The organism is Vibrio sp. 2CM40D (assembly GCF_023161825.1).
GTDB lineage: Bacteria > Pseudomonadota > Gammaproteobacteria > Enterobacterales > Vibrionaceae > Vibrio > Vibrio alginolyticus.
The window spans coordinates 125,243-147,130 of sequence record NZ_JALNTL010000007.1 but is presented as its reverse complement, the minus strand read 5'-3'; the positions used below and the strand labels follow the sequence as shown (position 1 = coordinate 147,130).

26 protein-coding genes are annotated in these 21,888 nt (G+C 41.9%); 24 read left to right on the top strand and 2 right to left on the bottom strand.

The genetic code is table 11. From position 1 onward, the window contains the following. Positions 1-149 precede the first annotated feature (149 nt). Positions 150-1,646, bottom strand: a complete 1,497-nt coding sequence (locus MTF70_RS17155; protein ID WP_248394149.1) for a P-loop NTPase fold protein — start codon at positions 1,644-1,646, stop codon at positions 150-152. 182 nt (positions 1,647-1,828) lie between these two features. On the opposite strand from MTF70_RS17155, the gene MTF70_RS17150 reads away from it, so the two are divergent. From MTF70_RS17150 to MTF70_RS17140, 3 genes are all read left to right on the top strand, one after another. Further along, on the top strand, positions 1,829-2,236 hold the full coding sequence (locus tag MTF70_RS17150) for a hypothetical protein (RefSeq protein WP_248394147.1): 408 nt from the start codon (positions 1,829-1,831) through the stop codon (positions 2,234-2,236). A 71-nt stretch (positions 2,237-2,307) separates the two neighbouring features. Beyond that, positions 2,308-2,580 carry a hypothetical protein gene (locus MTF70_RS17145; protein WP_248394145.1) on the top strand — a complete coding sequence of 91 codons (273 nt, stop codon included), beginning with the start codon at positions 2,308-2,310 and terminating at the stop codon, positions 2,578-2,580. A 35-nt stretch (positions 2,581-2,615) separates the two neighbouring features. After that, a complete protein-coding gene (locus tag MTF70_RS17140) occupies positions 2,616-3,050 on the top strand; it encodes a hypothetical protein (protein WP_248394143.1) in 435 nt (144 codons plus the stop codon). Between the two features lie 16 nt (positions 3,051-3,066). On the opposite strand, the gene MTF70_RS17135 is transcribed toward MTF70_RS17140, so the two are convergent. Then, entirely contained in the window at positions 3,067-3,534 is a 468-nt protein-coding gene (locus tag MTF70_RS17135) for a hypothetical protein (RefSeq protein WP_248394141.1), read from the bottom strand. Positions 3,535-3,567: 33 nt separating this feature from the next. Between MTF70_RS17135 and MTF70_RS17130 the strand changes: the two genes are divergently transcribed. The 21 genes from MTF70_RS17130 (at position 3,568) to MTF70_RS17030 (ending at position 21,873) form a co-directional block, all read left to right on the top strand. After that, entirely contained in the window at positions 3,568-4,023 is a 456-nt protein-coding gene (locus MTF70_RS17130; RefSeq protein WP_248394139.1) for an endonuclease domain-containing protein, read from the top strand. Then, positions 4,020-4,226, top strand: a complete 207-nt coding sequence (locus MTF70_RS17125) for a hypothetical protein (protein ID WP_248394137.1) — start codon at positions 4,020-4,022, stop codon at positions 4,224-4,226. The genes MTF70_RS17130 and MTF70_RS17125 overlap by 4 nt, the downstream gene beginning before the upstream one ends. A 33-nt stretch (positions 4,227-4,259) precedes the next feature. After that, on the top strand, positions 4,260-4,658 hold the full coding sequence (locus MTF70_RS17120; protein ID WP_248394135.1) for an HNH endonuclease signature motif containing protein: 399 nt from the start codon (positions 4,260-4,262) through the stop codon (positions 4,656-4,658). Between the two features lie 458 nt (positions 4,659-5,116). Further along, the gene (locus tag MTF70_RS17115) at positions 5,117-5,440 is read left to right on the top strand and encodes a hypothetical protein (RefSeq protein WP_161441654.1); all 324 of its coding nucleotides are present in this window, start codon (positions 5,117-5,119) and stop codon (positions 5,438-5,440) included. A gap of 8 nt (positions 5,441-5,448) precedes the next feature. After that, positions 5,449-7,155, top strand: a complete 1,707-nt coding sequence (locus tag MTF70_RS17110) for a terminase TerL endonuclease subunit (protein ID WP_238843049.1) — start codon at positions 5,449-5,451, stop codon at positions 7,153-7,155. 14 nt (positions 7,156-7,169) lie between these two features. Beyond that, complete coding sequence (locus MTF70_RS17105) at positions 7,170-8,405, top strand: phage portal protein (RefSeq protein WP_158156417.1); 1,236 nt, start codon at positions 7,170-7,172, stop codon at positions 8,403-8,405. Beyond that, entirely contained in the window at positions 8,395-9,123 is a 729-nt protein-coding gene (locus MTF70_RS17100) for an HK97 family phage prohead protease (RefSeq protein WP_248394133.1), read from the top strand. The genes MTF70_RS17105 and MTF70_RS17100 overlap by 11 nt, the downstream gene beginning before the upstream one ends. Positions 9,124-9,280: 157 nt before the next feature. Further along, positions 9,281-10,384: a phage major capsid protein gene (locus tag MTF70_RS17095; protein WP_238843048.1), complete on the top strand. Its 1,104-nt coding sequence runs from the start codon at positions 9,281-9,283 to the stop codon at positions 10,382-10,384. A 73-nt stretch (positions 10,385-10,457) separates the two neighbouring features. Continuing rightward, entirely contained in the window at positions 10,458-10,649 is a 192-nt protein-coding gene (locus MTF70_RS17090) for a hypothetical protein (RefSeq protein WP_238843047.1), read from the top strand. After that, positions 10,649-10,978, top strand: coding sequence for a head-tail connector protein (locus MTF70_RS17085; protein ID WP_158156425.1), 330 nt, complete (start codon positions 10,649-10,651; stop codon positions 10,976-10,978). The genes MTF70_RS17090 and MTF70_RS17085 overlap by 1 nt, the downstream gene beginning before the upstream one ends. 9 nt (positions 10,979-10,987) lie before the next feature. Then, positions 10,988-11,323 carry a phage head closure protein gene (locus MTF70_RS17080; protein ID WP_248394131.1) on the top strand — a complete coding sequence of 112 codons (336 nt, stop codon included), beginning with the start codon at positions 10,988-10,990 and terminating at the stop codon, positions 11,321-11,323. A gap of 2 nt (positions 11,324-11,325) precedes the next feature. Continuing rightward, positions 11,326-11,898, top strand: coding sequence for a hypothetical protein (locus MTF70_RS17075; RefSeq protein ID WP_248394129.1), 573 nt, complete (start codon positions 11,326-11,328; stop codon positions 11,896-11,898). Positions 11,899-11,911: 13 nt separating this feature from the next. After that, positions 11,912-12,292: a hypothetical protein gene (locus MTF70_RS17070; RefSeq protein WP_248394128.1), complete on the top strand. Its 381-nt coding sequence runs from the start codon at positions 11,912-11,914 to the stop codon at positions 12,290-12,292. A 3-nt stretch (positions 12,293-12,295) separates the two neighbouring features. After that, positions 12,296-12,745 carry a phage tail tube protein gene (locus MTF70_RS17065; protein WP_158156433.1) on the top strand — a complete coding sequence of 150 codons (450 nt, stop codon included), beginning with the start codon at positions 12,296-12,298 and terminating at the stop codon, positions 12,743-12,745. 67 nt (positions 12,746-12,812) lie between these two features. Continuing rightward, on the top strand, positions 12,813-13,115 hold the full coding sequence (locus tag MTF70_RS17060; protein WP_158156435.1) for a hypothetical protein: 303 nt from the start codon (positions 12,813-12,815) through the stop codon (positions 13,113-13,115). A 32-nt stretch (positions 13,116-13,147) separates the two neighbouring features. Beyond that, a complete protein-coding gene (locus MTF70_RS17055) occupies positions 13,148-13,570 on the top strand; it encodes a hypothetical protein (RefSeq protein ID WP_158156437.1) in 423 nt (140 codons plus the stop codon). A gap of 9 nt (positions 13,571-13,579) precedes the next feature. Continuing rightward, positions 13,580-15,835: a hypothetical protein gene (locus tag MTF70_RS17050; protein WP_248394126.1), complete on the top strand. Its 2,256-nt coding sequence runs from the start codon at positions 13,580-13,582 to the stop codon at positions 15,833-15,835. Positions 15,836-16,047: 212 nt separating this feature from the next. Then, a complete protein-coding gene (locus tag MTF70_RS17045; protein ID WP_158156441.1) occupies positions 16,048-16,614 on the top strand; it encodes a hypothetical protein in 567 nt (188 codons plus the stop codon). Beyond that, a complete protein-coding gene (locus MTF70_RS17040; RefSeq protein ID WP_158156443.1) occupies positions 16,614-17,150 on the top strand; it encodes a hypothetical protein in 537 nt (178 codons plus the stop codon). The genes MTF70_RS17045 and MTF70_RS17040 overlap by 1 nt, the downstream gene beginning before the upstream one ends. After that, complete coding sequence (locus tag MTF70_RS17035) at positions 17,150-17,539, top strand: hypothetical protein (protein WP_158156445.1); 390 nt, start codon at positions 17,150-17,152, stop codon at positions 17,537-17,539. The genes MTF70_RS17040 and MTF70_RS17035 overlap by 1 nt, the downstream gene beginning before the upstream one ends. Then, positions 17,539-21,873 (top strand): hypothetical protein, encoded by a 4,335-nt coding sequence (locus MTF70_RS17030; protein ID WP_248394124.1) that lies wholly within the window; start codon positions 17,539-17,541, stop codon positions 21,871-21,873. Before MTF70_RS17035 ends, MTF70_RS17030 begins: the two co-directional genes overlap by 1 nt. The last annotated feature ends 15 nt before the right edge of the window (positions 21,874-21,888 follow it).

Sequence of the window (21,888 nt, the reverse complement as noted above, 5' to 3'; positions counted from 1 at the left end):
CAATATAACAGAACTTAACGAAACCGAGTGAAGTCTGAATATGTATATCCATTCATTAAGTTAAGCTCATGCCCCGTTTTGTCAGCGGGGCTTTTTTTGGTCTATAGATTCCGACGAATCACTTCTCATTACTGACACAGCTACGCTTGTTATGAAAAAGAGTCGAAAAGGTGTAGATAGTCGTTTAGCTTTTTACCTGAGAGTAGAGTTACAGATTTATTTTTAACATTACTAGCCAACTCTCTAGCACATTGCTTTAAGGGTTGATCATTACTGAAATGACGATGAATCAATGAGTTAATTGAAGATTTCTCAAGTATTTTATGAGCTTCTGAAGCCATTTTATTCAAACGAAGCTGAAAGCTCTCACTTGTGTTTCTCAACTGTGAAGGATTATCTAAATTATGTGAAACTAGCACTAAATCATTCCAAGTTGTTTGATAGATATTAAACAACTCATGGGTTTTACCTACGGTAATTCTCCTATACGGTTTCCCATCATATGAAAAGTTTGTATTTGGAGAATATGCTACACTGTACACAAAAGATTCTTTTGGAAAAATCTCATATACAATAATGCTACTAACCAGTTCAATAAACGAAACAGTAGTATCTTTCGGCAAGTTAATTAAAGAAGATTCAATTCTCGCGCTAATCTGCTCAGTTCGCCTGTAAGAAATATCATTGTACCTGCATATTATCGCGAATATCTCCTGTGCTGTATCGATACATACACTCGGATAAATCAATTCAGGGTTGAACTCTACTTGCGAGAATAGGTTTTGAGACCTAATAAACGTCAAGTAGTCAGGCTTTGACAATGATAATCGTCGTTGAAAAAACCTACTTAGATACTCTTCAGAGTCAAATTGCTCACCATATACTGCTTTGATAGAACACTCCAACTGGGTGGTATCAGTAGACAACACGAATACCATATTAGGTATATCAAACAGATGTTTCACTACTTCGAGCATTTCAATCGCATATGTCGGTCTGCAACGGTCAAGCTCATCGATGAATACATAAACTTTAGCCTTACCTGATATCTTGCAAGCATCTTTCACTAAGTCACCCAGATTAGACTTGAACGTTTGAACAAACTCTTTGTGTTTTTCATGCGTTGCGAACATCTCTTTTCCGAATTCTCCAAAATCTGGGGCAGGGGCAGAGTTGTCATCAATAGTATCTTTCACCGATACGCCTATCTCTTTCAGTAGAGACTCGTAATCTTTACCGAGATAGTGTTTACCTAGTGCCATAGTTAATACTGGCAAAAAGTTTTTCGCTAGCTTCCACCCAGCACTGAAAATTTGCTTTTCTTTCTCAGCAAAATCTACCATTCCACTACACTTTTTAAGCTGCGTGAGTATCTCTGCTGTAACAATTGCTAATGGGTCATTTAGGTAGTCAGACTCCCAAGCGTCTATTTTGACCGAAACGTATCCTTGTTCACTGAGCTTTGTACACCAGTTATCGACAAAAAACGTCTTACCAGTACCCCATGCGCCATTTAGATTGGCTACATAACCACAAGTACCAGGTCTTGAATTTAGATAATTAGTAAAGGCTTCTGCTTGTTTTTCTCGGACTTCTTTGTACGCGCAATTTGCAAATGCTTGATTTGGAGTAGTGAGAGCGTTCATAAAATGTACTATTTGTCTGTATGCATATGATGCCTATATTAACGCGGTGAATCTTTAGAGCAAGTATGGTGTGACTATTACTTGCGTAGCATAACAAACACAGTGAATTTTCAGTTTTGTCGGCAAAACACGATGACTTTTTCTTTCTAAATAAACGTGAATACAAACAAAGAGAGAAAGCAATGAACAAAAATATTAGTATGCTAATTGATAGCACAAAGCAGTGCGTTGAAAGTGAGCTAGGATCTGGAGTTAACTCAGTTGACAGTTATGAATATCAACGAGTGGGTTTTGTTCTTGATGAAATTGATTTTTCTGTATGTAAAGCATTATGGGAAAAAGAACAACGCGAAACCAATATCGACTTGATGCGTTCGTTAGTATCTCGTGGTATCGAAGATGGCATTCGATATTTCGTTATTAGTAACGCTGACAATCTGTTAAACAAATTAGAATGCAAGCAGTGGGTGAAGAAAATTGAAATCACGCTTCGCCAATACGCAATTAACAATGCATCAACGCACAAAGGTTTTAAACTAACGTACGAGCATTGTTTGGATGTATGGGACAAATACACTCGCACTCATTAATAGAAAAGCACGCTACAAAGCGTGCTTTTTTTCGGTCTAAATACTAGTGAACCAAACAAAGAGAGAAAGCAATGAGAACACCACTAGATTATTTTTGTTCAATCATGTCAGGTATGTTGATTGGGCTTCTGATTGGTACGCTTCTTTACGGAACTATCATGAAACCAGAAACTGATATGACCATAAAATACGATGTAGCTTATACAATTGAGCGTGACGGTATTAATGACGTACGTGTGTATGAATTTACGCCCCAATACGACGAAAATAAAACATGTATGTTTTTATCAAGCACTAAACTGTTCAATACAGGTCAGCTTAATGTTCAATGTTACGAAAAGTAATAAGACTAAAATTAAGAAAATAAAGAGAGAAGACAATGAACAACGAACGAATAAAAGTAATTAGCTGGGTTGAACTAACGCAAGGTAATTGGGGTAAGCATCTTGATAAAATAACACTTGCGCACACAGAACATTTGTCAGACGAGTTCTGGGCGACAACAACTGCAAATAGAGTAGAAAACCACTTTTATCTCATTGAGGGTGCATTCTTAAATTTCATAAAGCCTGAATGTATCAATGAAGTATTGTGTTTAAAGTTTGAACGAAAGCGAAAACTCGGTTTCATCGAACGTTTGTTTAGTAGTCGATTTGGTGATGGGCTATACGTATACGAGAAATCAATGTTTCGTTCTCTACGCTCGACAGAGGATGAACTAGAAACTCGGATTAAAATGATTGGAGATCTAGAGGAAGTACAGAATTGGAAATTCAATGTACTGAAATATCGGAAGTCTATAAAGCACGCATAAGCGTGCTTTTTTTCGTCTATAGATTCCGACGAATCACTTCTTCATTACTCACGTAGCCATCATCTGGCGACCAACAAACAATAGAATCACCGTTACGGACATCGAAGTGAAACCAACCAATCCCGACTTCTAAGAAAGTAATATACGGGAATTCGTCTGGGTTTTCTAAAACGTATTTCCGAACTTCGCTTGCTGAATAGTCTCTGAACTTACAGTCAGCAGCTCGACCAAATTTGTGCTGAGATCTGCTTGCTTCGAACTTCGGCACTGAACCATAGAAAGAAACGTCGCGTAAACCGCTTTGATTGAACGAACCGCCCCATGACCAATTGTTGATAGTACATGGACCGAACCGCTTTCTGAGTGCGTCTAGCGTGCGTAGAAGACGGTCATCAAGCATATAGATAGCTTGTTCGCCGTGTCGTTGATAAGTCTCGCGAGATACTAATTCTTTCACAGAAAAGTGTTCTGATTTGAATGCCATTAAATACACCTTTAATAGATAAAAGATGTATTTATGAAGGTACTCCAATCCAAACATACGAACGTGTTTCGTGCCAAGCTGTCAGCACAACAGCAATACAAATGCCCGTTATGCAATCAACCCATCACAGCAGACGACTCACATCTAGATCATGACCACACGACAGGGCATTGTCGCGCAGCTCTATGTCCTCGGTGCAACCGTGTTTTGGGTGTGATCGAGACGTGGCAAAAGATAATCAGAATGTCGTTGCCAGAATGGCTCACGCGCATCGTAAAGTATCTAACGACTGATTACTCAGATATGCCGATATACGCTAGCCACCCACAAGACCAAACTAAGAAGTTCAGTCGTCTCAACAAACCGCAGATGCTCGAACTGTTATCCGAAATCTACCCTGACATGTCGCTCGATAAATACAAGAAATCAGAGTTAATCAAGTTGTATCGCCAATCATGGAAACAACATTACGTTAAGGATATCAAATGAAATTCAAAACAGTAGATCAAATTGATGCTTACATCGAGCAGGTTAGAGTGAAGTACGAAGCAAAACACAATCGAGTATTCGAGTTATCGAATCCACATGTACACGATTTGATTGAGAAGTTAATCAACATACGAATGGAAGTTGTGATGCACACGTTCGAGCAATCAATTGACCCTACGAACATTGATTCCTACGTGAGGTAACACTAGTCAGTTAAAACTAGAGTAAGGAATAAAATGCCAACGCTTAAATCAGTAAACCCATGCCGAAAGCATCTATGCACTAAGATGCAATACGCCAACGGCTATTGTGAAGACCACCAGCAAGAATATCTAAACGAATCAGCAGAACGTTACGCTAAGAACGCTCGTAATACTAAACGTCGTTATGGCTTCAACCCATACAACACTAAGCAATGGAAGCGCACACGTGAAGTCGTTATCGCGATGCAACAAGGCTTATGTCAGCATTGTCTTGCTAAAGGCATCTATACACCATTCGATGAAGTAGACCACATCAGACCCGTTGCTAAAGCTGAACAATGTACATTGGATGAATTCTGCAACATCGATAATCTTCAGTGCTTATGTATCGAGTGTCATCGTATTAAAACAGCTAAAGAACGACGTGAATGATTACGCATAAAAATCATTATATTATGCAAAGTGCATGAGCGTGTGATGATTGGCAGGTCATTGGACGAATCATCAATACATCAATTCAGACTCAAAAATGTCACGCTTCAATAATATTTCTCCGGTTATTACTATAAGTTAAACAGCTAGAAATATTATTAGACCGTGACATTTTTTAATTCAACTCGTGATCAAGTCGAATACACACTATGACTTGTGAACCACATCTTTATGCAAGCTCTATTCACTTCTTACTCATTCACGACTGTCTATTTCGAAGGGGGGGTGATTTTGTCTCAGAGACACCTGACTGAGAACACAACCCTAGTCCCGCTGACAGCGCACAGGAATTTTCAGAATTATTTTTTTCCGCACATGAATACGACGCGATAGCCATTCGATATCACTGACTGAACCTGAATCTGGCTCTTCTAAATACATGATATTAGGAGAGCAAAATGAAGAAACATCCAAGAACACCCGCTGGTCGTTTGAAAGAGTTATATGAACGACTTGAACGTGTGTCTGAACAACTCACCGAAGAGGGTGAATCATACGAAACGCTATCAACACAAGGCGACATGGTTAAAAAACTTAACCCGTTATTCACCGTTTACAAAGAGATCAAAGCAGAAATACGACTAATCGAAGACGCACAAGGCAAATCTGCAATCGGTAAAGAACGTCTGAAGAAAATCGCTGCTGAAGCGAAAAAACTATCAGCCGAAGCAGACAACATCGGCGCTGCTGACAACACCGATATTCTCGATTTCTTGAGTTAGGAGTTTGAATGCAAGAACGACTAAGAGAAATCGCTGAAGAAGCGTATGAACGTGCATTCGAGTACGTCGAAGAAATTTATTCAGGTAGTCGTCCTAGCTCGAAACTCGTATTCAACGCAATTCAACGCTTTAAAAACGACTTAAAGCGTTGTGAAGATGAAAACGAACGTTTGTTCTGGGACAAAGAACAAGCAATCAAAGCACTTATGTTCTTGTCAATGTTGCCGCTGGTCGATGGTCAGTGGCAAGGCAAGCGACTAGAACTAATGCCATTCCATGCGTTCGTTGTAATCAACATCTATGGGTTCTGGGAATATCGAAACGATGATCCGAAACCATTCAGAAGATTTAGAAAAGCACACGTATCTGTACCTCGAAAGTCAGCAAAATCAACACTTAGTGGTGGTATAGCGTTATACGAGACAATCATAGAGCAGGGTGCTCAAGTATTCTCAGCAGCAACCACTCGCGATCAAGCAAAGATGTGTTGGAACTCTGCGAAAACGATGGTAGCGATGTCACCGTTACTGAAGAAGATATTCGGTTCTAACAATCAGATGATCTATCAGCACGACGACAACTCATTCTACAAAGCAGTCGCGTCTGATTCATCGACTTTGGATGGTTTGAACGTCCAAATGGCCGTAATCGATGAATATCACGCTCATAAAAATGGTTCGCTATACGACATCATGCTTACTGGTATGTCGGCGCGTAGAAATCCATTGATCTTATCGATCACCACTGCTGGAGAAGATTTATCGTCGCACTGCCTGAAACATGAAGACTCATACATGAAGCCGCTGTTGAACGGGCTAATAGAAGACGATTCATTCTTTGTTCTTATCTACGGTATCGATGAAAACGACGACGTATTTGATGAGGCTACGTGGTGGAAAGCAAACCCAGCCTTGGGTATCTCAAAAGACATAGAAGATTTACGTTCAATCGCTAAAGAAGCGAAGCAAATGCCGTACAAACTGAGCGAATTCAAGACGAAACACTTGAACGTTTGGGTAAACAGCAGTGTTGAATGGCTAAACATGGAATCGTGGGCGCGTTGTCCAGAATCAGTTTCTGACGATGAACTAATCGATAAGCCTTGTTACATCGGTGTCGATAAAGCGCGAGTCGGGGATTTCACATCGATTACAGCGATATTCAAACTTGATGATGGTACATACGACATACGAGCGTACAGCTTACTGCCGGAAGATAGCGTTGAAAAACAAACTGAAGAATACAAAGCATTACTGAAACGCTTTATTGCTGATGGATGGTTAACGTTGACTGATGGGAACATCATTTCTGATGAGGCAATTCTCGACCACATTCGACTGTTAATTAAAAAGTTTAATGTAAGAGAAGTTGCATTCGATAACTACGGTTCGACAAATCTGCAATATACGCTGCAAGATGAAGGTATTTCAGTTGTTGCATTATCACAGTCATCTAAAAACATGTCAGAGCCAATGAGCGAAACTGAATCGATGATATTAAGCGGTCGTTTGAGAAATCCAAGAAATAGCGTTCTTACTTGGGCACTAGGCAACGTCGTTTTAAAAAACGCAGAAGATAAGAACTTATATCCCAAGAAAGCACATGCAGATAAGAAAATAGACCCTGCAATGGCGTTATTCATGGCATTAAATCGAGCACTTCTAAATAAAGATATATCACTAGATGGGTTCTTAGATAGCCCGTTAATATTTTAATTAGAGGGGTTCGAATGAACGTTTTTAGATGGGCTACCAATCTATTCGGAGGTAAGTCAACTGAAGTTAGTACTGGTGGTCAAATAAACTTTCCTGATCACTATTTGTCAACGCCAGCACCAGTAAATGAGGATACCGCATTACAGTTACCAACAGTAATGCGTTGTATTACGTTAACTGCAAATATGATCGGAAGTGCTCCGCTTAGTTTTACTGAAGAAATCAATGGAGCACGTAAAAAGTCTGATCATATTGTGTGGGATTTAATTCAGAATAAGCCTAACCCGTATATGTCTGGAACGACATTCAGACAAACGCTTGCACTAAACCTAATGTTACATGGTAACTTTTATGCGCGAATTGCTCGTAACTCAATAGGTGAGCCAGTAGCGCTATTTGTCATGCCGTCGCAAGACACTACTCCAGAGCTTCAAGCAAACGGTGAGTTGATTTATCGACAACAGTTAGATCCGTTAATTGAAGGAACTCACGAGAAGTTGCACAAAGCGGAAGATGTTTTTCATATCAAGGGAATGGGTAACGGATTAACTGGATTATCACCGCTTGCTTATCATCGTTCAACACTTGGTATCGCGATTACTCAAGACAAATTTCAGTCTGATTACTTTAGTTCGGGTGGAAGACCTGGTGGGATACTTTCAACAGAGCAAATTCTGACTGATGAACAGCGAAAGAAAATTGATCAACGGTTAATTGCTCAAATGGAAACTGCAACTAGTAGTCATAAAACAATGATTCTTGAGGGTGGTTTCAAATACCAATCTATCGCACTGAGCCCACAGGATATGGCAACTCTAGAGTCGAGAAAATATACGACTGAAGATATTGCTCGTATATACGGCGTTCCGTTGTCTTTATTGGGAATAGGCGAGTTAACAAACAAATCACTATCAACTGAAGATGTAATTCGCTCATGGATTTCGACTGATTTGGGAATTTTATTTACAAAGATTGAAGATGAAATTCGCCTCAAATTAATGACGCGAAAAGAACGCACTAAATATAACGTTGAGTTTGAATCTTTCAAATTACTAAGACACGACTTCAAAACGCTTTCTGGTATCGGCACTGCTGCTGTTACAGCGGGTATTTTAACTCAAAACGAAGCACGTGAATTAATGAATAAGCCACCAAAGGAAGGCGAAGAATACGACACGTTACGTCAACAAGCGCAATTAGTTAGCGCGCAATCATCTAATACAAATGAGGGTACTCCGAATGGAGATTAAACAAATTAAAATTCAGTCGGTCAAGATGTCTGTTGACGGTGACGGTTATTCGTTTGAGGGCTACGCATCGACTTTTGATAATAACGACTCGTACAACGATACGATTAAAAAAGGCGCGTATGCGTCTGTTATCGAATCGGTTAAAGCTGGTACAGCAGAAATGCCGCTTTTGATGTTCGGTCATGAGCACAATTCTATTCCAGTTGGCAAGATTCTCGATATGCGAGAAGACGAACACGGTCTTTTGATTAAGTGTGAATTAACGAAAGGGCTGTCTATCGCTGAAGATCTTAAAGCAGCACTGAAACACGGCACTATCAAAGGGCTATCAATTGGCTATTCGCTATCGAAAGACGACTACGAAGTTAAGGCTGATGGTGGTCGAGTCATCACAAACGTGACGTACTTGGGTGAAGTCTCAATCGTTTCGTTCCCAGCAGACCGCAAAGCAAAAATCGACTTGCTAAGCGTGAAAGACACACTTCAAGAAGTGGATTCGCTGAAATCACTCGAAACATTTTGTCGGACTGAGTTCAATTGTTCGCGTGAAGTCGCTAAATCGTTCGTAGCACAAGCTAAGAGCGTGATTCTTGCTGCAAACGATGAACAAGCAGGGATCGAGCGTAAAAACGCTGAAATCGCGGCTGAAGAGCAAAAATCAGCAGAAGAAACCGAAATTCTCACAGCACTTCTACTAAAACAGCGTCTTGCCTCATAAGGCGCTGATTTTTCCGATCTAAATACAAGCAAGAAACAAATCTGATGCAGGCGAGTCAGTCCTGCGTTTTTCCCTGCGTGATGCTGTGGATACAAGTCTGACAACACTCAAATCAAATCAAATCAAATCATTTTTAAATTTAAGACAGGGAAAAACTATGTCTCAAGAAATCATGGCCGCTATTCAAGAAATGGCGACAAAATCTGAAATCGAACAAAGCGTAGCACCAGTAAGTGCTGAAATCGTTGAACTGAAAGCAGCTAACGACGAACTGAAATCACGTCTACGCGAAGTTGAAGCAAAATCTGCGTCTGGCTTCGTACCTGCTAAAGCGCAAGTGAAGTCTCTAGGTGAGCAATTCGCTGACTCTGAAAACTTCAAAGCAATGGCTGAAGGTAAGTCACGTAATGCTCAAGTTGAAATTAAAGCATCAACTAACGCGACTGGTGAGACTTATTCACAACGTCTAGCGGGTGTTGTTGGTAAACCAGTTGAAAGTCTAACTCTTCTAGACGTTATCTCAACAGCAACAGCAACTTCAAACGCAGTTGATTACGTTCAAGAATTGCTAATCACTGACGGTGCAGCTCCACGTGCTGACGAACTAAGTGCTTACGGTGAATCTGATTACACATTCGAAACTAAATCAATGCCAGTTTCGGATGTTGGTCACTTCACTAAGATGTCTAAGAATCTTATGGCTGATAACGCTGCTGTAGCTTCATTCATCAACAGCAAAATGCCATATCAAGTAGCTCGTAAAGTACAAGGTCAAATTGTTTCTGGTACTGGCGCGGGTGGTCAGCTTAAAGGTCTGACTCACGTTGATAACCACACTGTGTTCACTCCAGAAGCTGGTAAGACTGTATTCGAAAACATTCGTCTAGCAAAAGCACAAATGGAATCGGCAGACTTGGCACCTTCATTCGTTATTTTGCACCCAGAAGATGCTGCTGAACTAGACCTTGCAAAAGGATCAGACGGTCACTTCATCGCCGCAGATGCTCGTGCAGTCAACCCAGACGTTGCATGGGGCGTACGTGTTGTTAAGTCAAAAGCAGTCGGCAAAGGCAAGTTCATTCTTGTTGACGCAACTCAAATCACGCTTTGGATTCGCGAAGGTATGGGCGTTGAAACTTCTAACTCTGACGCTGATGACTTCCAGAAAGGTCTTGTAACTGTTCTAGCAACTCAACGTTGTGCGCTAACAGTAGAAAACAAATCTGGCGTGTTCTACGGCGACCTAGTAGCTGCTGTTTAATCCAGCATTAACTAGCTAATCACAATCGAAGCCCTACCCAAACGGGTGGGGCTTTTTCGTTTAAGGAGAGCACATGAAAGTAAGACTACCGTTCAACTGCAAATACGGGCAGTTCAAACAAGATCAGGAAGTAACAGATCAACGAGTTATCGACGAATACCCGATGTACTTCTACCCAGAACTCGAAACTAAACCGTCGCCAGTAGCACTTGAAACTAAGCCAGCACCGAAGAAGAGAACACGTAAACCGAAGAAGGCTGAATAATGTTAGAACTCAGAGACATAAAGCATCAATGTCGAATTGATATTGATGACACTTACGACGACGAACATCTGCTTTTACTTCAAAGGGCTGCACAAGACATCGTTGAAGGCCAAATCAACCGACGTGTTCGTTGGGATGGTATAGCAACAGAAGATGAAAACGAAATCCCATGTTACGCAGATATCGATGTTGCAGTTTTGATGCTAATCGCGGGCATGTACGAGAATCGCGAATCAATGTCAGATAGCCAGCTCCGTCGAGTACCGTTAGGTGTCGATTACATTCTCCGTAAATATCGATTGAGTTCGTCTGGCTACTTAGCAAGTTAAGGGGGTCATATGAGACCAATCAACGCGGGGAAGATGCGTCACCGAATCCAAATCTACGATGTCGTAAACACTCGTGGTGAGTCAGGGGAACTGATAAATGAAAAAGCATTATTTCACACTGTCTCAGCACGCATCGAGCACGACAGAAATGAAGAAACAGGCGAAGTAGTTCGTCAAGCACAAGATACCGTGACTTTTGGCATTCGTTACCGCAAAGACCTCGAATATCTCGACTCATCAATGTACATCGTGTTTCGCAACAGGGAATACGACGTTGAATCGGTTATCAACACGGACTACCTGAATCGAGAGTTGCTAATCACCTGCAAGATGCGTGGTAAGTAATCATGAAATTCACATCAAAAACATTCGGGTTTAAAGAGCTAGACAAAGCACTTGAAGCACTAGCTGATGAGAAAGGCAAGGAATGGAAGCGTGCAGTTCTGGTTACTGGTGCTAAGCGCGGTATGACTGAAGTATTGCGCACTGCGAAAGCTCGTATTCCAACGAAAACGGGTCATGCAAAGAACACGATGCAAGTTCCCACACCTAAATACAACTATGCGGCGAATGCAGGTTCAGCGTTCAAGAAATCAGGTGGGATGAAGAAGGGACGTAGGCACGAAGTTACAGCAAACATCAACTTCAGCGATAAATCTATTCGATACCCGTACGTACTCAACCACGGTGTTCAAAGAACAAAAGTTCATATTCGAAATCAAGCATTCGGTAGAAAAACAAAGCCGTATGCAGTCGAAACCAAGAAACGCAAGCCAATCGCGTTCTTGCATGGAGCGTTGGCAAGGAAGCGACTAAAAGCGATTGCTGAACTTAAAAAATCAATCAAGCGCGGAATCAAAATGATTGCATCGAAGCAATACAAAAACGTTCGTTCGTTTACTCGCGCACTCAACAAATAAGAGTTCTAAATATATGAGAATGATTCAAGACGATTTGCGTCGTTATATCGAGGCGCAAACTCAGATCGAAGCATATCCGTTATTTGTACCTGAATCAGTTCAATTACCTGCTATCGCATACACGCTTGAAGACGCAGGTCGAAACGTGGGTTCAGATCAATACAAAACGAGTGTTTCTGACCACACATACACAGTGCAAGTTTGTGATAATCGATTCGATTCGGTCAAGAACATTGCACAGCAAGTCATCGATTTATTCGACGGCAAAGGATTCACACACGAACAAACTGAAGTCTTAACGTCACAAGTGACAAGTGTCTCTGATGCAACCAATCACGACCTAGACCTGTACTTCAGAATCATCACATTTACTTTAATTGTCAGAGAGGCATAACACATGGCACACCTTAACGATGTTTCGGCGGGTAACTACACAAAAATGTTCTACAACTCAGGTTCTGAATTCACGGAAATCACTGAAGTACAGAGCATTGGTTCACCTACAGACGAAGCAACAGTAATCCAAGTACCGCAATACGGTGTTCAATATCAACGTTCGATTGTTGGTTCTAAAACAGCAGGCTCTATTGAGCTAGTTCTGAACTGGAACCCCTCAAACCCATCACATCAAGCGATGGTTGATAAATACGCAACTTCAGAGCGTGTTGATTTTTACATCGAGTACACAACCCCAGCAGGCACAGAATCAACATTCCGTTCATTCAGCGGCTTTGTTTCTAGTAACTCACTAGGTTCTGAATTCGACACAGTTCGTTCGATGACAGTTTCTATCACTATCGACGGCGCACTTGGTGACTTCGAAGATACTGCACCAGTTGCAGCTTAATCATATTCATTAAATCAGGGTGGCGGTTCTCTCTTGCCGTCGCCCTTCTTTTCAGGAGAGAAAGAGAATGGCTATTTCAGCAAAAGATATTCTAAATCGTTCAGTTAAAGTTCATTCAGTTGAACTAGAAGAACTCGGCGAAGTATTCGTACGTCCGATGTCGAGCACAGACACAAAGAAATTCCAGAAAGTACGTGACCCAATCGAAATGGTTGCGATTGCTGCTCTATTAACGCTTTGTGACGCGAAAGGTAAGTTGTTATTCGACGAATCGCAACTAGAAGATTTGATGAGCAACATGCAGTTCAAAGAGCTTGAAAAAATCGCTAAGAAATCAATGGAAGTTAGCGGTCTAGTAGACCCAAAGTAGTCGCCCGAAAGCTAATAGAAGATTCTGATCGCATGTTCATGCTTAAACTGGCATTAACATGGGGTCAGCCGCTCGAATACGTAGAGCAATTAGATAACGCGACCTTACTCGAATTCAAAGCTTTAAACATCATTTCGCCGTTCACGCACGATGTCGCAAGTAACGAACGAGCAATGATTGCCTCGATTTTGTACAACCAGAACGCAACGAAGAAATCCCAAATGCGTTCACCTTCCGAATTGATACCTTACATTGTGCCAGACACTGACTTCTTAGAGCCTGAATTGTTCAAGAAAGCTCGTGAGACGCAGCGTTCGTTAGATCCTTCCAACCCTTTGTACGAATCGCAGTTAGAAAGCTTTTATCAAGACATCAACGACACGATTGAATTCGAAGTTCAGCAAGCCGACTACGACGAATATCTGATCACGAAACTACGAAGTCTATTACCATAAGGGCAAGCAATGAGCGAGACTCTATCACATGTGTCGGTGCAACTGAGTGCCGACACTCAACAATACCTAGACGCGATAAAAAAATCCCAAACGGAGACTAAGAAGCGTCTAAGCAAAATGCAGAAAGATATGTCTGCAACTGCTAAAGCAACTAAGGTCGCTAGTAATCTAATGATCGGTGCGCTAAGTGCAGTTGCAGGTGCTTTCGTGATTTCATCAATCACGTCTTTCATTACAGACACAGTACACGCAAACCAAGAAATGCGTTATCTCGCTGCACAAGTCGGTCTAACGACTGAAGAGCTATACGCATACGATTACGCAGCTAAGCACGTTGGAATGTCGGCAGAAGGGCTTACAGACGCTTTTAAAGAAGTGGCTGAACGTATGTCTGACGCTGAACGTGGAACGGGTGAAGCAGTCGCTTTGCTCGACGAGCTAAACCTATCAGTTAAAGACTTTAAGAATCTTGCACCTGCTGAACAATACGGTGAGCTTGTTAATCAATTAGATAAATTGTCCGACAGCGATGCATTGTATTGGGCTGATAAGTTCGGTGATCAGTTCTTCATGCTTTATCAGCGTTCACGTGAATTAGGCGTATCAGTTAACGACCTAACGCGAGAATACGAAGAAATGTTCGGTATGGACATGAGCACGATTAACAGTGCTATGACCGACATGAACAAGGCCATGATTGAAATCGACTCTATGTGGTCAGTGTTCAAGCAATCATTCACTTCTGCTGTAGCTCCGCCAATTCTCGATGCGCTAAAACGCATGAAAGACTACATTAAATCGTTGGGCGGCGAGGGCAATCAGAACCTGATGAAAGGCATGTCTGTTTTGTACAACGACATGATCAGCAGTCTTGAGTTGTTCTTGAACGGGATGTCGCAAACATTCACTTCGATATACAACGGGGTAATGTCAGCCATTACCGAACTCAACCGCATAATGAACAAGCTTGGGTTAGGTACTTCATACGAAGAAACGTCTGGTTACGTTGTAACACAGTCTGATATCTCGGCTAAGCGACAAGAACAGGCGAAGATTCGCAAAGATCTATCTGCGTATTCATACACAACACAAGATCCAAACGATCCATCGAGAGTTAACAACAAAGCACGTCTTGCTGAGCTAGATGCAGAGATTGCATTGTTGCAACAGCGCGACAAGCTTGAACGCGAAGCGTTTGAAAATCGCAAATCTGAAGGGATGACGTTTAACCCGATGGTTGCGAAAGAATTCGATTTGTCGTCAATGAAAGTTGACCAACAGATTTTCGAAGGTTCAACAGTTAGTGCAGACAGCTCAAGCGATACGTCTACACCGTCGAGTTCGGCTAATGCTCAGCAGAAAACGCTTAGTGATTCGTGGATAAAGTCTGTACGTGCAAGCGTGATGACTTCTGAACAGATATACGCTGAGCAACGCGACAATCAGTTGAAGAGCGTTGAGCAAGCGTACAAAGACGAACTGATCTCTAAAGAAGCGTACGACAGAGCGAAACTTGAAGCTGAACGTCTATACCAACGTCAGGTCGATGAAATTAGAATTTCAGCAGCAGATGTGAAGCTCGGCAAAGATGCTACCGAAATGGAGCAGCTAACGCAGAAGCAAGCGGTTGAACTAGAAGCACTCAAAGAGCACCTGAACGAGAAGAAAGCACTCGAAGCGGAATACAACGCTGCTGTGTACGACATGGAGCTTAGTCACGCAGAACAGAAAGCTGCATTGCTTGAAGAACAGCGCAAGGCTGAACGTTCATCATTGATGCAAAGCGTCAGCGATATCGGAGCACAGCTTGGTACAGTGTTCGGGATGCAGAAGGAATTTGCGCTAGTTACGAGTCTAGTGAATCAAGGCCAAGCTATTGCTCAAGCATGGGCTGATCCAACATTAGATTTCTATTCTAAGATCGCAGCTTCGATCACTGCGGGTGCAGCAGTAGCAAGTCAAATCGCAAGTATTCAATCGATAGAAGGGCAGTTTCACGCTGGTGGTGTTGTCCCTCAAGATATGGATAACAGCTCTTTCAGATTGAAAGCCGGCGAGCGTGTTCTTACGCCAGAACAAAATCAGAAGTTTGAATTACTCGATTCAAACGTTGGCATGATGACAGGCACGACTACTATTGAGGCACCGATGATCGTTCAAGGTAACGTGTTCGATGATGGTTGGTTTGAACAACAAGCGATTAAACACAGACACACCATTTCTGGTGTCGTGAACAAATCAAATAGTGAACGTCCGAGACGATAACCGAAAAATGTCACGCTTCAATAATATTTCCCCCGTTATTACTTATAGTTAAAACCGGAGAAATATTATTAGACCGTGACATTTTTAAATTTGCACATGAACATTTCAATAACACAGAAGCCCCGATATCGGGGCTTCTTCATATCTGCACTTTCTATCAGCCGTGAAAACACTCGATCTAAATAAAACTATACGAAAAGGAGTGTCTATCGATGGCAAAAATCGAATTTCCAACTGGAGTGATCATTAGTAACGTTTCTATCACTCATGAAATCCCAACGTTACAAACAGAGTCGTTATCGCTGACTAGTCGAGGTCGAACCCGTGGTATTCACCGAATAAAAGGGTCATTCGACGTTCACATCACTGACTTTGAAGCACAGCAAGCATGGACGGCTTTCTTATTAAAAATGCAGGGTCGCTTTAATTCATTTGAGCTTGACCTACCGCGACATTTCAAATCTGACGCACGCAACCCACAGCTAACATTAGCTGCGGGGATCGGGGCAAGTACATTGTCAGTTAATGGCGGCAATTATGTAAAAGTTGGTACATGTTTTAACGTTCCAAACGACAACAAAACATACTACATCACTGATATTAACGGCGACCAATTCACCATTTTCCCTAAGCTACGCACAGCACAGTTAGTGAACACAGAAATTAACGTCCAAACGCCCGTAATCAACTGTAGATTTGCAGAAGACAATCAAACGGTTACGTATTCAGAAAACGGTATGTTGATTAAACAAACTATTAATTTCGTCGAGGTGTTTTGATGGATGTAGTACTAGTTAGCATAGATCTTACAGAAACAATCGAAGGTGGTGTTGTTCAACGCCTATGCAGTGCGCCATTCGATGTCGTCTACAACGGTTATCTATACACCGCTGTCGGTGACTTGTTAGCAATCGAAGAATTAACAGAATCTGCTGAATTAGCAAGTATTGGTGTCGGGATTAAATTAAGTGGTATTGATCCAGCTTACAGGCATGAAATCGACAACGCGGCATTCAAAAAAGCACCTGTTGAAATACTTCGCTGTGAACTACCCGATGACGCTGAAGACAATATTATCCCATCACAAAACGCTGTTGTATTTCATCGCGGAACATGTGACACGCCAGTAACCAAAGTTGATTACACCAACGGCACGATGACCATCGAGCTTCAGACTGAATCAGTGTTCGGCTCATTAGTAAAAACACCTGACTTGTGTCGTACCTCTCAAGCATCACACGAATCCCGACACCCAGGTGATGAATTTTTTAAATACGTAGCTTCGTCTGCACAAGAAGAAATTTGGAGAACTTAATGGATAAGTTGAGATTCAAAACAATCTTGGCCACATATCGCAACAAAGAGCGCGTGTGCGGCCAGATAGATTGCAACTTACTAGTGCTCGAACTGTTTGAGCCAGAAATGTTTGAACAGCTTGTCGGGCGATATACAACTACTCGTGGTGGGGCACGCGTCGCGAACAAACTATTTGGCTTCAAATCTATTCGAGACTTTTTAACCACAAACAAGAACTACGAACAGAGAACGTTCAATGAGATTAGTTTCGGAGACATCATCGTAACAGGAATAGATGTGATGGTCTGTGTCGGGACTTATGCGTTTGGGGTGTCTACGAATCATCGCTTCGAAATGATGAAGCTAAGTAATAAAAAGAATCAATTAATTTTTAGGAGAACTTCTTAATGGGTATAGCAGCCGGAACATGGGCTCTAATTGCATCGATTGCATCAGCGGGGGTTTCTCTTTATGTAGCGATGAATACACCTTCGTTCGATAAAGGAAGTGATGTTGGTACATCAATCAATAAGTCAGGTACAAGTGCTACACGAAACCCTGTTTACGGTACTACTTTGACGGGGGCTGTACCTGTTTACAACAACGTTAGAGACCATCATCAAGAGTACCTACTCAACGTTTTTGCATGTGGTATCGGTGTTACTGCGATTAAGCAAGTTTACATTGATGATGTGGAAGTCTTGGGTAGTGGTATCGGCGTAAATGGTTTACGTGAGACTGCAACAGACGGTCATGAACAATTACTTTTCTCAGGCGATCAGCTAAAGAATGGATTTCAGAAACAATGTCATGTGCAATTACGCGCAGGCCTAGATACTGGCGTACCGATGCAACTTGCTATCGATAATAGTGACGGTGAGTGGACTGAAGCGATGCGCGGCGACCGTGTGTGTGCAATGTCTATCAGAAGTAAACGCATTGTTGATGACGAAGGCGTTCGTATTCTAAGTGACCGTTTTAAAGTGAACTTACTTGTTGACGGTTTACCGCTGTACGACCCACGATACATGAATATCGGCGATAAGATGTTTTACAACGACTTACCTAACGTGCCTGATGAGCATCGTCAAACTGGTCGAAACCCTGCGTTAGCAGTGCTTGATTATTTGACTGATGATTATTACGGGATGGGTATCCCGATGCATTACATTGATATTGATAGTTTTTGCCAATCAGCAACATTCTGTGATTACAATAGGTTACATGTCGACGGACAAATCGATAGTTCTTCACCTTATGCTGATAATCTACGTGCAATAGCTGATTCAGCCAATCTGAGTTTGTTTATCGAAGGGGGTTACATTACGTGTCGATTCGAAGACTTGTCGTTACCAGTTCAAGACTTCGACGAAACTAATATTATTAACGGTACGTTCAAAATTACTGAGCAAACGTCGTCGAGTTACGCAAACGTCATCGAAGTCGAGTACAAAAATACTGAATTGAACGATGAGCAAGATATCTTCACTATTCCCGAAGACACTCAAACTGATCCACAAATTCAATCAGACGGTTATATCGAGACTTCGACGATCAGTATGCCGATGACTCGCTACGCTGGTACTCAACGAAACGATTCATTCTCTCCAATGCGCTTCTTAGCCAACCGTGAATTAGCGCGTAATCAATATCAAAAGCAAGTTGAGTTCGACATTGATTTGTACGAAACACCAGTGCGTATTTTCGATGTGATTACTGTAACTGATGACAACCTAGGGTGGGTTGAAAAAGAGTTTCGTGTCACTGCTATAGAAAAGAGTGTCGTAGATGACCGTATCAATATAGGACATATTTCGTGTGTTGAATATGCAGATGAAATCTACTTGGGTACTAAAAACGGTGGCGGTGGTTCGAGTAAACCAAGCAATGTAGCTCTAACACCGCCAACAGGTTTGACATTTGATCTTTCTGACTATACAACGCATGGCTACGGAACTCTGAGCTGGTCACGTACATGGTTTGAAACTGAAGCTGAGTTTATTGTTGATTACAAACGTTCAAGTGATTCAACGTGGACTCGTTTGGGTCGTACAAAAGATAGTTTCTGGGAGATCGCTCGTCTCTACCCAGATTCGTATGATTTCAGAGTAGCGACACAATCGAGTATGTACGGAACGTCTAACTTCATTGTGTTATCTAATCAGGTTATTTCGTCATTAGGAACACTACCGAGTGTAACAGGTGTAACTGCTAAGTTTGACGGTGTTGATTGCGAGTTCTCTTGGGATGACATGATGAGTGCTCAGGTGACGGGGTTGTATGCAAACCAGAAACTTGTACGTGAAATCTTCAGTCATTATCGAGTGTCATTGTACAACGTGAGTAACGGCGAGAGCTTGATAGGTACGTTTACTACGTCGAGCAATACATTCGCATGGACTTATGAGCAGAACGTCTCTGCGGGCGCTACACGTAATATCAAAGCACTTGTTGAAATTGTTGCAATTGATGGTTCTTACTCATCAGTTTCGGATGACTCACAAGTTATTGCTAACAACGAACAAATCGCGGTTATTGCATCAACAAACAATTACGGGCGATTAGGTGCGTTGTGGTTCAACTACAGCACAAGTGATGAGTCTGACTGGCAAGGTACAGAAATTCACATATCTAAAACATCGGGATTTAACCCTAGTGTATCAACTCTTGCTGCTGTTCTTGGCAAACAAGCATCTTGGGTTTGGAACTTCCCTGAGAACACAGCAGACCAAGAAGTTCGTTATGTTCGTTTGGGTCATTTCGATAGTTTTGGTCGTGACGGTATTAACTACACTGCTGAAGAAGCATTGCACAATTCACACATCGATAATGATGCAACGCCTTTTGATGATACCGATTTACAGAATCAAATTGCAGCAAATGATGCAGTACTTGCGGCACATGAAGCTGAGTTAGGACAGCATGATGCACGTATGAATGGTCATGACAGTACATTAGCAAGTCACAACTTGCGTATGAATGACCATGATACGACTCTTGCTGCACATGAGACGACCATGAACAACTTGCAGTCTGATCTAGATGCAGCAGAACAAGCATTCAGCGAGCAGATACCTAATGTTTCAAATGAACTAAGTCAGCTACGCAATGCAGCTAACGCACCAACTTTACCGAGTGGAACACCGATTGATACACGTATCAACATCGTAGCTTCGCCTGATAAGACTGAAACAGCCGCTTGGGGCTTGTTTGCTAGTAATAATGGCAAATCGCAGTTTATTGTTGCAGCAGATGAGTTCATTGTTGCTGGTGGTAATAATGGCAATGCAGCAAACGATGATGTTGCTTTCTATTTCTCGAATGGTCAGTTGTTAATTAACAATGCGACAATCAAGAACTTAACGGCTTCGAACATCGCAGCAAACGCGATTAACTCAAGTCATATCGCAGCAGGTTCTATCGTTGCTAGTGACATAGCTACAGGTACGATTACATCAACGCAACTTGCCGCAAATAGTGTAACTGCGAGTGAAATCGCAGCAGATGCCGTGACCGCTTCGAAGATTGCTGCGAATGCTATTACATCAAGTCATATTGCAGCAGGCTCGATTGTTGCCAGTGATATAGCTACAGGTACTATTACTGCAACACAACTTGCAGCGAATAGTGTCACTGCTTCAGAAATCGCTACAAATGCGGTAACGGCTAATAAAATCGCAGCGGGTTCTATTACAGCAGCTAAAATCAGCTCGAATGCCATTGAAACCAATCACTTATCAACGGGAGCTATTACAGCAGCTAAGATTTCATCTGGTGCTATTACTGCAAGTAAAATATCGGCTGATGCAATCAATGGATCACATGTCAGTGCATCAAGCGATATCGTTGTTGGTTCTGGTCATAACATTGTACGTTTGAATGGCTCTGACTCGACTTGGCGTATAGCTGCGGGTAATGCATCTATGTCGTCTTCTCCGTTTAGAGTCGATAAAGACGGTAAGATGTACGCGACTAATGCTGTTGTTTCAGGCTCGGTAACGGCAACGAGCGGTCGTATCAGCGGTTCTTTGTATGTCGGCACTGGAAACAACTCTAGTGATTACACTGTGTGGTACGGAAACAAGCATCCGAATACCAACGGCGAGTCATTCAGAATGGTCAGTGATGGTAAGTATCGTCTTCGTCAATGGTATAACGGACGAACTATTTGGTATCAGAACGATGGTTCAAGTCACTTCTTAGATGTAAACCCAGCCGCAAACACTGCGAAGTTCTACGGAACAGTACAAGCAGAAAAAATCGTCGGCGATATCGTCTCTGCAACAGCTAAAGACATGAATTACCGCAGCAGTAATGCGTCTGTGTCGAGATATTCATGGTTGAATGTTACGCAAGTAACAATAAGTAACTCAAGACCTTATGATCGAACATTGATTATTGAACCGATGAACATCGATTCTATCTTTGTCACGATCTACTCGAATTCAGGTGGACAGTACGATGCTATCTATCGTCTGGTTGATGAAAACGGAACCGTTTTCTTCGAAAGTCGAATAGATAATAAGTTTTTCACTGGTAGCACACCACCTTATAAAGCAAGTCCGTCAGTTAGAAGAGTGTTTGCTAGTATCCCTGCATATACTCCAGCGGGTGTACTGTACCTTCAGTTTAGATGTACGTCGCGAGATACATTATCAACGTATATTGATTACGACGGTGACAGAAGACTTAATCATAAACTGACTGCTCAGTTGTTCCAAAACAGTAATGAAATCCACTAATTGAAAGACTCCTTC

Bases quoted from the DNA above. Each gene is read 5' to 3' on its own strand.
- MTF70_RS17155 (WP_248394149.1), bottom strand. From the start codon at position 1,646: ATGAACGCTCTCACTACTCCAAATCAAGCATTTGCAAATTGCGCGTAC.
- MTF70_RS17150 (WP_248394147.1), top strand. From the start codon at position 1,829: ATGAACAAAAATATTAGTATGCTAATTGATAGCACAAAGCAGTGCGTT.
- MTF70_RS17145 (WP_248394145.1), top strand. From the start codon at position 2,308: ATGAGAACACCACTAGATTATTTTTGTTCAATCATGTCAGGTATGTTG.
- MTF70_RS17140 (WP_248394143.1), top strand. From the start codon at position 2,616: ATGAACAACGAACGAATAAAAGTAATTAGCTGGGTTGAACTAACGCAA.
- MTF70_RS17135 (WP_248394141.1), bottom strand. From the start codon at position 3,534: ATGGCATTCAAATCAGAACACTTTTCTGTGAAAGAATTAGTATCTCGC.
- MTF70_RS17130 (WP_248394139.1), top strand. From the start codon at position 3,568: ATGAAGGTACTCCAATCCAAACATACGAACGTGTTTCGTGCCAAGCTG.
- MTF70_RS17125 (WP_248394137.1), top strand. From the start codon at position 4,020: ATGAAATTCAAAACAGTAGATCAAATTGATGCTTACATCGAGCAGGTT.
- MTF70_RS17120 (WP_248394135.1), top strand. From the start codon at position 4,260: ATGCCAACGCTTAAATCAGTAAACCCATGCCGAAAGCATCTATGCACT.
- MTF70_RS17115 (WP_161441654.1), top strand. From the start codon at position 5,117: ATGAAGAAACATCCAAGAACACCCGCTGGTCGTTTGAAAGAGTTATAT.
- MTF70_RS17110 (WP_238843049.1), top strand. From the start codon at position 5,449: ATGCAAGAACGACTAAGAGAAATCGCTGAAGAAGCGTATGAACGTGCA.
- MTF70_RS17105 (WP_158156417.1), top strand. From the start codon at position 7,170: ATGAACGTTTTTAGATGGGCTACCAATCTATTCGGAGGTAAGTCAACT.
- MTF70_RS17100 (WP_248394133.1), top strand. From the start codon at position 8,395: ATGGAGATTAAACAAATTAAAATTCAGTCGGTCAAGATGTCTGTTGAC.
- MTF70_RS17095 (WP_238843048.1), top strand. From the start codon at position 9,281: ATGTCTCAAGAAATCATGGCCGCTATTCAAGAAATGGCGACAAAATCT.
- MTF70_RS17090 (WP_238843047.1), top strand. From the start codon at position 10,458: ATGAAAGTAAGACTACCGTTCAACTGCAAATACGGGCAGTTCAAACAA.
- MTF70_RS17085 (WP_158156425.1), top strand. From the start codon at position 10,649: ATGTTAGAACTCAGAGACATAAAGCATCAATGTCGAATTGATATTGAT.
- MTF70_RS17080 (WP_248394131.1), top strand. From the start codon at position 10,988: ATGAGACCAATCAACGCGGGGAAGATGCGTCACCGAATCCAAATCTAC.
- MTF70_RS17075 (WP_248394129.1), top strand. From the start codon at position 11,326: ATGAAATTCACATCAAAAACATTCGGGTTTAAAGAGCTAGACAAAGCA.
- MTF70_RS17070 (WP_248394128.1), top strand. From the start codon at position 11,912: ATGAGAATGATTCAAGACGATTTGCGTCGTTATATCGAGGCGCAAACT.
- MTF70_RS17065 (WP_158156433.1), top strand. From the start codon at position 12,296: ATGGCACACCTTAACGATGTTTCGGCGGGTAACTACACAAAAATGTTC.
- MTF70_RS17060 (WP_158156435.1), top strand. From the start codon at position 12,813: ATGGCTATTTCAGCAAAAGATATTCTAAATCGTTCAGTTAAAGTTCAT.
- MTF70_RS17055 (WP_158156437.1), top strand. From the start codon at position 13,148: ATGTTCATGCTTAAACTGGCATTAACATGGGGTCAGCCGCTCGAATAC.
- MTF70_RS17050 (WP_248394126.1), top strand. From the start codon at position 13,580: ATGAGCGAGACTCTATCACATGTGTCGGTGCAACTGAGTGCCGACACT.
- MTF70_RS17045 (WP_158156441.1), top strand. From the start codon at position 16,048: ATGGCAAAAATCGAATTTCCAACTGGAGTGATCATTAGTAACGTTTCT.
- MTF70_RS17040 (WP_158156443.1), top strand. From the start codon at position 16,614: ATGGATGTAGTACTAGTTAGCATAGATCTTACAGAAACAATCGAAGGT.
- MTF70_RS17035 (WP_158156445.1), top strand. From the start codon at position 17,150: ATGGATAAGTTGAGATTCAAAACAATCTTGGCCACATATCGCAACAAA.
- MTF70_RS17030 (WP_248394124.1), top strand. From the start codon at position 17,539: ATGGGTATAGCAGCCGGAACATGGGCTCTAATTGCATCGATTGCATCA.